General features: G+C 63.9%; 8 protein-coding genes, 2 tRNA genes and 2 riboswitches. Of the genes, 2 read left to right on the forward strand and 8 right to left on the reverse strand.

The annotated features are described in order from the left end of the window. Positions 1-340: 340 nt before the first annotated feature. From IE083_RS14545 to gluQRS, 8 genes are all read right to left on the reverse strand, one after another. Positions 341-417, reverse strand: a tRNA-Met gene (locus IE083_RS14545). Between the two features lie 107 nt (positions 418-524). Then, a tRNA-Met gene (locus IE083_RS14550) sits at positions 525-601 on the reverse strand. 95 nt (positions 602-696) lie between these two features. Continuing rightward, entirely contained in the window at positions 697-882 is a 186-nt protein-coding gene (locus tag IE083_RS14555; protein WP_189354762.1) for a hypothetical protein, read from the reverse strand. A gap of 364 nt (positions 883-1,246) precedes the next feature. Beyond that, positions 1,247-4,114 carry an aminomethyl-transferring glycine dehydrogenase gene (gcvP, locus tag IE083_RS14560; RefSeq protein WP_189354763.1) on the reverse strand — a complete coding sequence of 956 codons (2,868 nt, stop codon included), beginning with the start codon at positions 4,112-4,114 and terminating at the stop codon, positions 1,247-1,249. 144 nt (positions 4,115-4,258) lie between these two features. Beyond that, complete coding sequence (gene gcvH, locus IE083_RS14565; protein ID WP_047967190.1) at positions 4,259-4,645, reverse strand: glycine cleavage system protein GcvH; 387 nt, start codon at positions 4,643-4,645, stop codon at positions 4,259-4,261. A 76-nt stretch (positions 4,646-4,721) separates the two neighbouring features. Further along, a complete protein-coding gene (gene gcvT, locus IE083_RS14570; protein WP_189354764.1) occupies positions 4,722-5,807 on the reverse strand; it encodes a glycine cleavage system aminomethyltransferase GcvT in 1,086 nt (361 codons plus the stop codon). A 37-nt stretch (positions 5,808-5,844) separates the two neighbouring features. Further along, a riboswitch (glycine riboswitch) is annotated at positions 5,845-5,939 on the reverse strand. Positions 5,940-5,946: 7 nt separating this feature from the next. Then, positions 5,947-6,048: riboswitch (glycine riboswitch) on the reverse strand. Between the two features lie 121 nt (positions 6,049-6,169). Beyond that, on the reverse strand, positions 6,170-7,504 hold the full coding sequence (locus tag IE083_RS14575; protein WP_189354765.1) for an amino acid permease: 1,335 nt from the start codon (positions 7,502-7,504) through the stop codon (positions 6,170-6,172). A gap of 247 nt (positions 7,505-7,751) precedes the next feature. After that, positions 7,752-8,660, reverse strand: a complete 909-nt coding sequence (gene gluQRS, locus IE083_RS14580; RefSeq protein ID WP_189354766.1) for a tRNA glutamyl-Q(34) synthetase GluQRS — start codon at positions 8,658-8,660, stop codon at positions 7,752-7,754. A 95-nt stretch (positions 8,661-8,755) separates the two neighbouring features. On the opposite strand from gluQRS, the gene fdxA reads away from it, so the two are divergent. Together fdxA and miaA are read left to right on the forward strand one after the other, a co-directional pair. After that, complete coding sequence (fdxA, locus tag IE083_RS14585) at positions 8,756-9,079, forward strand: ferredoxin FdxA (RefSeq protein WP_189354767.1); 324 nt, start codon at positions 8,756-8,758, stop codon at positions 9,077-9,079. A gap of 96 nt (positions 9,080-9,175) precedes the next feature. Next, complete coding sequence (gene miaA / locus IE083_RS14590) at positions 9,176-10,132, forward strand: tRNA (adenosine(37)-N6)-dimethylallyltransferase MiaA (protein ID WP_189354768.1); 957 nt, start codon at positions 9,176-9,178, stop codon at positions 10,130-10,132. Positions 10,133-10,243 lie beyond the last annotated feature (111 nt).

Raw genomic sequence — 10,243 nt, forward strand, 5'->3', positions numbered from 1 at the left:
AATATCCATGCGGGTTTCAAGCTGATTTCAAGTTCCATCAAGAACGCAGCACTACACTAGCGTGATGCAAAGGTGACTTAACGCTACTTAATGACGATTTCAGACACTTATACCTTGTGCCCACGCTGTGCCCACTGGGCACAAACCGTGCAGAAATCCCAACGGTCATCGCCAAACTGCGTGCCCATTCAACCCAAAGGTCAAAACGCCCCGTTCGGGAAACGCTGTGGGCACGGTTTAGGCACAGAAATGGGCACAGAACCATGCCTGTGCCCAAATCGGGAGATAGAAAACACAAAACCCCTGATCCAATTTTTCAATTGAATCAGGGGTTTTTATGTGGTTGCGGGAGCAGGATTTGAACCTACGACCTTCGGGTTATGAGCCCGACGAGCTACCAGACTGCTCCATCCCGCGACTGAACACTGCAAGTATAGATTGTGCCATCAAAAAAAGCTGGCTTGCTGCCAGCCATATTTTCGGTATGGCAAAACAGCTCAAGTGGAAAACTGTTTTATGAATTCTGGTTGCGGGAGCAGGATTTGAACCTACGACCTTCGGGTTATGAGCCCGACGAGCTACCAGACTGCTCCATCCCGCGACTGAGAAAAGAATGATATCGCACATATTGCAGTGCGTCAAGAAAAAACGCAAAAGCCCTGCGTGACAGGGCTTTCATTGTGGCGTTGCGTGCGGTCAGGCAGCGGTCTGCACGTAGGCGTTACCGGGATAAACCACGCTTTCCAGGCCAGCGGAAGTACGCAGCGTCACTTCATAGCGCCGGCCCAATGGCTTGACATTGACGACTTCGAAGCGGATTTCTTCACCGCTGTCGGTTGTTTCCAGAATGCTATGGCCTGGTTCGAGTTGGTTGATTCTCATGATTTTTCCTTTTTGTCATTCTTTTTCTGACGATTATCCAGCTTGTTGAAACAACATAAGCTCACGCTACGATAACGTGTTCTTGTTGCGATTGACTATAGGTAGTTTTACGGAGTTCCCGTGACACTGGCGACAGTCTAAGCCGTGATTATGAAAAAATGATGAATAACCGCACGAGACAGACCGGTTGGCAACTGCCATTATGCAACGCCGTAGCGGCCATGATGATGGTTTATTGAATGAAAAACAGCCCGGCAAGCATGACTTGCCGGGCTGGCGGATTCTGACTGAGCTTGGTATCCCCCGCCATCCGCAGCGGAGGTGACCTGTACCGTGGCAGCCAGGGTTGGCCGCAAACGGGCGCTTACTCGTAGCTGTCTACCGGCGGGCAGCTGCACACCAGGTTGCGGTCGCCATAAACATCATCGATACGGTTCACGCTCGGCCAGAACTTGTTTTCCAGCACGTACGGCAGCGGGAAGAATGCTTCCTCACGGCTGTACGGGCGGGTCCACTCGCCGGTAATGTCGGCCTTGCTGTGCGGCGCGTTCACCAGCGGATTGTTGTCCTCCGGCCAGACGCCATTCTGCACCTTGTCGATTTCCTGGCGGATGGCCACCATGGCGGCGATAAAGCGGTCCAGCTCGGCCTTGGATTCGGATTCGGTCGGCTCGATCATCAGCGTGCCCGCCACCGGGAAGCTCATGGTCGGGGCGTGGAAGCCGTAGTCCATCAGGCGCTTGGCCACGTCGACTTCGGTCACGCCGGAGGCGGCCTTCAGCGGGCGCAGGTCGATGATGCACTCGTGCGCCACGCGGCCGTTCTTGCCGGTGTACAGCACAGGGTAGTGTGCCGACAGCTGCTGCATCAGATAGTTGGCATTCAAGAGCGCCATTTCGGTGGCGTGCTTCATGCCTTCCGCGCCCATCATGCGGATGTACATGTAGGAGATCGGCAGGATGGCGGCGGAGCCAAACGGCGCGGCGGCTACCGCGCCCTGCCCGGCCACGGCACCCGGTACCGGGCTTACCACGTGGCTGGCCATGAACGGCGCCAGGTGTGCTTTCATGCCGATCGGGCCCATGCCCGGGCCGCCGCCGCCATGCGGCACGCAGAAGGTCTTGTGCAGGTTCATGTGCAACACGTCGGCGCCGATGTCGGCCGGACGGGTCAGGCCCACCTGCGCGTTCATGTTGGCACCGTCCATGTACACCTGGCCGCCGTTGGCGTGGATCAGCTCGCAGATTTCCTTGATGGATTCCTCGAATACGCCGTGGGTGGACGGGTAGGTAATCATCAGCGCGCCAAGGTTGGCCGCATGCTGCTCGGCCTTGGCCTGCATGTCAGCCATGTCGACGTTGCCGTTGTCGTCAGTTTTCACCACCACTACCTGCATGCCCAGCATCTGCGCTGTGGCCGGGTTGGTGCCGTGCGCGGATTGCGGGATCAGGCACACGTTGCGGTGCGCTTCGCCACGGCTGGCGTGGTAGCGGCGGACGGCCAGCAGGCCGGCGTATTCGCCCTGTGCGCCGGAGTTCGGCTGCATCGAGATGGCGTCAAAGCCGGTGATGTCCATCAGCTGCCGCTGCAGGCCGTCGATCATTTCCAGATAGCCGGCAGCCTGCCCACGCGGGGCGAACGGGTGCATGTCGGTGAATTCCGGCCAGGTGATGGGGATCATCTCGCTGGTGGCGTTCAGCTTCATGGTGCAGCTGCCGAGGCTGATCATGGAGTGGTTCATCGCCAGGTCGCGGTTTTCCAGCTTCTTGAGGTAGCGCAGCATCTCGTGCTCGCTGTGATGGCTGCCAAACACCGGATGCGTGAGGATGGCGGATTCGCGCTTCAGGCTGGCCGGGATGGCGTCGCTTGCAGCGGCGTCCAGCGCGGCGATGTCGGCGGCCTTGCCGGTGAAGATCTCGATCAGTTGCGCGAGGTCGGCCTCGGTTGCCGCCTCGTGGAAGGCCACGCCCAGCACGCCGTTGCCCTGTTCTTGGAAAACGGGGCGCACGTTGATGCCGGCAGCCAGCAGCGCGGCGTAAACGTTGGCCGCACGATCGCCCAGCTCAACCTGCACGGTGTCGTAGAAGCGGTCGAACTTGAGCTTGCCGCCGGCAGCCTTCACCGCGTGGGCGAAGATCGCCGCCATGCGGTGGATGCGGGTGGCGATGCGCTTCACGCCTTCTGGACCGTGGTACACCGCGTACATGCCGGCCATATTGGCCAGCAAGACCTGACTGGTGCAGATGTTGGAGTTGGCTTTTTCGCGGCGGATGTGCTGCTCGCGGGTCTGCAGCGCCATGCGCAGCGCGGTCTTGCCCTTGGCATCGACGGACACGCCGATGATGCGGCCGGCCGCGGAACGCTTCATGTCGTCGCGGAAGGCGAAGTAGGCTGCATGCGGGCCGCCGAAGCCCATCGGCACGCCGAAGCGCTGGGTGTTGCCCACCGCCACGTCGGCGCCCATTTCGGCTGGCGATTTCAGCGCCACCAGCGCCATCACGTCGGCGGCAACGATGGCCACGCCACCCTTGGCCTTGACGGCGGCAATGTACGGGGTCAAGTCCAGCAGATCGCCGGCTTCGCCCGGGTACTGGAACAGCGCGCCGAAGTAGTCACCGTTGCCGGCTTCTTCCGGATGGCCCTGCACCAGCTCGAAGCCGAAGTATTCGGCGCGAGTCTTCAGTACGTCCAGAGTTTGCGGCAGCACGCGGCTATCGACAAAGAACTGCCCGGATTTCACTTTCGACACGCGGCGCGCCAGCGTCATCGCCTCGGCTGCGGCGGTGGCTTCGTCCAGCAGCGAGGCATTGGCAACCTCCAGACCGGTGAGATCGATCACCATCTGCTGGAAATTGAGCAGCGCCTCCAGGCGACCCTGGGCGATCTCGGCCTGGTACGGGGTATAGGCGGTATACCAGCCCGGATTTTCCAGCACGTTGCGCAGGATCACACCCGGCACCTGTACCGGGTAGTAGCCCAGACCGATGAAGGACTTGTTGACGATGTTCTTGCTGGCGACGGTTTTCAGTGCCGCCAGTGCGTCGGCTTCACGCATCGCTGGCGGCAGGTCCAGCGCGCGGTTGAAGCGGATACCGGCCGGCACGGTCTGTGCCACCAGTTCTTCGACGGAGCTGACGCCAATGGCGGCCAGCATGTCGGTTTTTTCGGATTCGCACGGGCCGATGTGGCGGGCGATGAATTCTTGATGATTGAAGAGTTGCGAGAGCGACATGTCTTCGATTCCGTTTGCTGAATAAGCCACGAAACACACGGAAGGACACGGGGCAAGCCGGCTGCCGCTGGGGCGTGTGTTTCCGTGTGGTCCGTGGCTAAAAAACAAAAAGCCCTACTGTCTGACGACAGCAGGGCTCGTTCATCAGGCGCCGATTTCGGCAGCGTAAGTCGCTGCGTCCAGCAGGCCGTCCAGATCCGCGGCGTTGGCCGGCTTGATCTTGAAGAACCAGCCAGCGGCGTACGGCTCGCTGTTGGCCAGCTCCGGGTTGGCTTCCAGTTCGGCGTTCACTTCCAGGATTTCACCGGCGATCGGCGCGTACACGTCGGAAGCGGCCTTCACCGATTCCACCACACCGGCTTGCTCGTCGGCGGCCAGGTTGGCGCCAACGGCTGGCAGCTCGACAAATACGATGTCGCCCAGCAGCTCTTGCGCGTGTTCGGTGATGCCCACGGTCACGGAGCCGTCGGCTTCCAGGCGCAGCCATTCGTGGCTGGATACGTATTTCAGTTCGGCAGGAATGTTGCTCATGTTTTCTCTCCAGAAAAATGCGTTGTCATGGTGTGGATCGGGACTGCCTCGGCTCGCCCCGTCGTTATACACCAGCTTATTCAAAAACTTTCTTGCCGTTGCGCACGAACGGCATTTTCACCACACGCACCTCGGTCAGCGTGCCGCGCAGGTCAACCTGGGCGGTGGCGCCGGTGGCAGCCGGGACGCGGGCGATGGCGATGGAGTGTTTCAGGGTCGGCGAGAAGGTGCCGCTGGTGATGATGCCTTCGGCACCGTCGACCACGACCTTCTGGCCTTCGCGCAGCACGCCGCGGCCTTCCAGTACCAGGCCGACCTGCTTCATCGGCACGCCGGCGGCTTTTTGCGCTTCCAGTGCCTTGCGGCCGATGAAGTCGCGCTCTTCCGGGTTCCAGGCGATGGTCCAGCCCATGCCGGCCTGCAGCGGCGACACGGTCTCGTCCATGTCGTGGCCGTACAGGTTCATGCCGGCTTCCAGACGCAGGGTGTCGCGCGCGCCCAGGCCGATCGGCGCCACGCCGGCGGCTTTCAGTTCATTGAAGAAGGTGATGGCCTGATCGGCCGGGATCATGATTTCCAGACCGTCTTCACCGGTGTAGCCGGTGCGGGCGTAGAACCAGTCGCTGGACGGCAGACCCTGGAACACTTTCAGTGCCTGGATCTGCTCGGCCAGTGCCGGCTTCACGCTGCACACCTTGGCAATCGCGGTCGGGCCCTGCACCGCCAGCATCGCCAGGTCGCGGCGCACCTGCAGCTGTACGTCGAAGCCGGCGGACTGCTTGTCCATCCACGCCAGATCTTTTTTGGTAGTGCCGGCGTTGATCACCATGCGGTAGCCGGTGGCGGTCAGGTACACGATCAGGTCGTCGACCACGCCGCCGTCGTCGTTGAGCATGCCGGAGTACAGCGCCTTGCCTTCGAAGCCGAGCTTGGCCACGTCGTTGGCGATCAGCTTTTGCAGCCAGGACTTGGCGTCGCTGCCGCTGATGTCGACCACGGTCATGTGCGACACGTCGAACATGCCGGCGTCGCTGCGCACGATCTCGTGCTCTTTCAGCTGCGAGCCGTAGTGGATCGGCATTTCCCAGCCGGCGAAATCGACCATCTTCGCGCCGGACGCGATATGGGCTTCATAAAGGGGGGTACGTTGCGGGGCTGTCATGGCAGGTCCTTGTACGAGCGTGAGTTTCCTCTGTTTCTCACACCCCTCTGTCCATGCACCTGAGATTTTCCGGCATTGCGCCGTTAGCCCCTTCGGTGGGCGCTGTGCGCGCCGCTCTCCAGATTCTGCGGGGTAACCCCCGATTCTTGCAGTCCTTTTGCCTGAGCGATTGCGGGTGCACTTGCGCCTTCGGCGGCGGCGTCCGGTTTGGTCCGGCGCGGCTCTCTCCTGCGGAATGGGCGCATTATCAGCGCAGCCATGGCACTTGGCAAGTCAGGTTTTGCAACAGGATCAGGCACTTGGCGCAAAAAAGCTTGGCCGCAACGCCGGAAGGGCTTTGCGGCCAACCTTTTAGCTGCATTTTATGCCTTAACGATATTTTCACGCAGCTGCCACAAGTACACCGGTAGCCCGGCCAAGAGCAGCAGCACGCCCCACATCACCACCTCGGCCCCGGAGCCGAAAATGGTCCACAGCGCAAACACGAAGCCGCCACCGGAGAACGCCAGCGGCGCCAGCCAGTCGCGGGGGCGGAACTGGCGGTGGCGCTGCAGCATCACCGCCAGCAGCGCCATCGCGCAGAACGCGTACGGCAGCAAGGTGGTGGCGGTGGCCAGCAGGATCACGAACTCGAAGATCTGCACCCCGCTGTCGCCGCCGGCGTACTTGCACGCCAGCAGGATGGTGACCAAGAGCGTGGACAGCAGCAGGCCGACGATGGGCACGCCGGCCGCGTTCTCGTGACGGAAGAAGGCCGGGAACAGCCTGTCGCGTGCGGCGGCGGCCGGAATGTGGCCCTGCATCAGGCACCAGCCGTTGAGCGCGCCGAAGCAGGAAATCACCGCGCCGAGGCCGACGGCGTAGTACGCCCACTCGCCCCACAGGCTGCGCGCGGCATCGGCAAACGGCGCCGCCGATGCGGCCAACGTTGCCGCCGGCATCAGCCCCTGCAGCGCGATGGTGCTGGCGATGTACAGCGCGGCGGCGAGCAGCGTGCCCAGCACCGTGGCGCGCGGGATGGTGCGCTCCGGCTGATCCACGTCACCGGCCGGCACCGACGCCGACTCCAGCCCGAGGAAGGCCCACAGCGTCAGCGCCATGGTGGCGGGAATCGCCTCAGCCAGCGGCTTGTGCTGCGGGTTGAACACGACGAAATCGGGGTTGAGGTGCAGCAGGCCGGCGACGGTGACCCCGGCCAGCGGCAGCAGCTTGATCAGGGTGGTGACGATGGCGACACGGCCGGAGCTTTGCGCGCCGCGGCTGTTGATCCACGTCACCAGCCAGATCAGGCCGATGGCGGTGGCGCCGGCGGCGAAGTTGCTGTCGTTCAGCTGCGGGAAGAACACCCCCAGATAGCTGACGCCGGCCACGGTCAGCGCGGCATTGCCGGCCCACAGCGCGATCCAGTAACCCCAGGCGATGAGGAAGCCGGCGAAATCGCCGAAGCCTTCGTGGATGTAGGCATACGGGCCGCCGGCCTTGTGCGGCAGCAGCGTCGCCAGGCGCGCGAACACCAGCGCCAGGCAGATCGCGCCCAGCGAGGTGATCACCCAGCCGATCAGCGAGGCGCCGCCGTACTGCGCCAGCGACGCCGGCAGCAGGAACACGCCGGAGCCGATCATGTTGCCCACCACCAGCGCGGTGCACATCCAGATGCCGAGTTTGCCTTTGGCGGCGGTTTGCGGAGCGTGGCTCATGCGGCCCTCCGTGCGGAAGAGCGCTGAGGCCAGCGGGGAAACGGGCACGGCGCGGCGGCCGTGCAAGCGATGAAATCCTGCATGATTATTCGAGGGTCCTGAATGGGCGGCGCGGCCGCTTTGCTCTGTCTGCGTGCCGCCGCCGGGCAGCGGCACCCCGGCAACCTGTTCCGGTTGCTCTGTCATGACAAACGGGCCTCGAAAGAGGCCCGTCTGGCGGAAGGTTGGCGATTGTATACCAGGATCGCTATGCAATGACGATAGGTCCCGCCGGCACCCGCGCCAGCTGCCAGTTGCCGCGCGCCCACTGCCACAGCTCGGCCACGTCGCCCGCCTCCGCCGGCGGCGCATGTCCCAGCCGCGTCAGCGCTTGCCGCAGTTCGGCGGCGGCGGCGCGAGCGTCGATCGCCGGCGCCAGCGTCTGCTTGGACAGCTTCTCGCCGGCGGCGTTGACCATCAGCGGCAGGTGGCAGTGCGTCACCGCCGGCCCGCCCAGCTTCTGCCGCAGCCACAGCTGGCGCGGCGTCGATACCAGCAGGTCGGCGCCGCGCACGATGTCGGTCATGCCCTGTGCGATGTCGTCCACCACCACCGCCAGCTGGTAGGCCCAGAAACCGTCGGCGCGCAGCAGCACGAAATCGCCGATCTCGCTTTGCAGGCGCTGGCCGTATTCGCCCTGCAGGCGGTCGTGAAACGCGGTGCGGCTGTCGTCCACCCGCAGCCGCCACGCCCGCGCGCTGCGCCCCGGCGCCACGCCGTGGCGGCAGGTGCCGGGATAGACCACGCCGTCGGCGCCGGGGTGGCCGGCAGCGGCGATTTCCTTGCGCGTGCAGGCGCAGCCGTAGGCGTCGCCCTGCGCCACCAGCTGCGCCAGCGCCGCGCGATACCGCTCGTGGCGGTCATGCTGGTACACCAGCTCGCCGTCCCACTCGAAGCCGAAGGCCTGTAGCGTGCGCAGGATGGCGTCGGCGGCACCGGCCATCTCGCGCGGCGGATCGAGGTCTTCCATGCGCAGCCACCACTCGCCGCCGTGGCGTTTGGCTTCCAGATAGCTGCCGACCGCGGTGGTCAGCGAGCCGGCGTGCAAGAGGCCGGTGGGGCTGGGTGCAAAGCGGCCGCGATAGGGCAAAACGGGAATGGGGGCAGTGACGGACATGGCAGGAGCAGCGAAAATAGAGAGATACGACTAAAATGTTGACTAAACGACTCAAGCATTACCCCAGACACCCACCATTAAAGGAGCGCGCCCAGATGACGCACGTTGTAACCGAAGCCTGTATCAAATGTAAATACACCGACTGCGTCGATGTCTGTCCGGTGGACTGCTTCCACGCCGGCCCCAATTTCCTGGTGATCGACCCCGACGAGTGTATCGACTGTACGCTGTGCGTGCCGGAATGCCCGGCGGAGGCGATCTTCTCCGAAGAGGACCTGGCGGCCGACCAGCAGGATTTCATCGCCATCAACGCCGAGCTGGCGCCGCAGTGGCCGGTGTTGTCCAGCAAGATCGACGCGCTGCCCGACCATGCCGAGTGGCTGAAGGTGAAGGACAAGCGCCACCTGCTGGAGCGCTGAACGCCTCACGCCGGTGAGTCGCCGCTGCGGCCAACGTTGGCCGCAGCCGGCAGTGCCGTGCGACAATGGCCGGCCATTTTCCTGCCGCACACCGTCATGTCCGATCATCCTGCCGCCATCCTGTTGATGGGCCCCACCGCCTCCGGCAAGACCGGCCTCGCGCTGGCGCTGGCCGAGCGCTTTCCGGTCGAAATCGTCAGCGTCGATTCCGCGCTGGTCTACCGCGACATGGACATCGGCACCGCCAAGCCGACGGCGGCGGAGATGGCGCAGTGCCCGCACCACCTGATCAACATCATCGACCCCACGGACGCCTACTCCGCGGCGCAGTTTCACGCCGACGCCAACCGCCTGATCGCCGACATCCACGCCCGCGGCAGGCTGCCGCTGCTGGTCGGCGGCACCATGCTCTACTTCAAGGCGCTGACCGACGGCCTGTCCGACCTGCCGCAGGCCGATCCGGCGCTGCGCCAGCAACTGGAGGCCGACGCCGCCCGCCTCGGCTGGCCGGCCATGCACGCGCGCCTCGCCACCCTCGACGCCGTCACCGCCGCCCGCCTCGCCCCCAACGACTCGCAACGCATCCAGCGCGCGCTGGAAATCTGCCTGCTCAGCGGCGAGACCATGTCGGCGCTGCTGGCACGCGGCCGCGACGACGCCGCACGCGGCAATCTGCTGCGGCTGGCGCTGAATCCGGACGAGCGCAGCTGGCTGCACCAGCGCATCGCGCAGCGTTTCCACATCATGCTGGAACAGGGTTTCCTCGACGAGGTCAGCCGCATTCGCGCACGTTGGCCGCAGCTGTCGCTGGAACTGCCGTCGATGCGCTGCGTCGGCTACCGCCAGGCGTGGGAATACCAGGACGGCCTGTACGGCCACGCCGAATTCGTCGAGCGCGGCATCGCCGCCACCCGCCAGCTGGCCAAGCGCCAGATCACCTGGCTGCGCAGCATGGCAGGAGACAACCTGAACCTGGCCGCCGACCACGGCGACATCCTGACCCCGGCCTGCCACGCCATCGAACGCTGGCTGGCAACGCAGCGGCACGCCTGAACGGCGACAGTAGTTTAGAGCCGCTAACAAAACCTCGCAGCGCACCTGAGACTAGCAGCCTGTCGGACTTGGGCCTGCCCGAAGGCGGAATAGTGAAACGCAGGGCCGTTT

This window comes from Vogesella fluminis (assembly GCF_014652335.1).
Taxonomy (GTDB): Bacteria; Pseudomonadota; Gammaproteobacteria; order Burkholderiales; family Chromobacteriaceae; genus Vogesella; species Vogesella fluminis.

What these genes read in the sequence shown, in the direction of transcription:
- miaA (WP_189354768.1), top strand. Translation starts at nt 9,176, where the DNA reads ATGTCCGATCATCCTGCCGCCATCCTGTTGATGGGCCCCACCGCCTCC.
- gcvT (WP_189354764.1), bottom strand. Translation starts at nt 5,807, where the DNA reads ATGACAGCCCCGCAACGTACCCCCCTTTATGAAGCCCATATCGCGTCC.
- gcvP (WP_189354763.1), bottom strand. Translation starts at nt 4,114, where the DNA reads ATGTCGCTCTCGCAACTCTTCAATCATCAAGAATTCATCGCCCGCCAC.
- gluQRS (WP_189354766.1), bottom strand. Translation starts at nt 8,660, where the DNA reads ATGTCCGTCACTGCCCCCATTCCCGTTTTGCCCTATCGCGGCCGCTTT.
- IE083_RS14575 (WP_189354765.1), bottom strand. Translation starts at nt 7,504, where the DNA reads ATGAGCCACGCTCCGCAAACCGCCGCCAAAGGCAAACTCGGCATCTGG.
- gcvH (WP_047967190.1), bottom strand. Translation starts at nt 4,645, where the DNA reads ATGAGCAACATTCCTGCCGAACTGAAATACGTATCCAGCCACGAATGG.
- IE083_RS14555 (WP_189354762.1), bottom strand. Translation starts at nt 882, where the DNA reads ATGAGAATCAACCAACTCGAACCAGGCCATAGCATTCTGGAAACAACC.
- fdxA (WP_189354767.1), top strand. Translation starts at nt 8,756, where the DNA reads ATGACGCACGTTGTAACCGAAGCCTGTATCAAATGTAAATACACCGAC.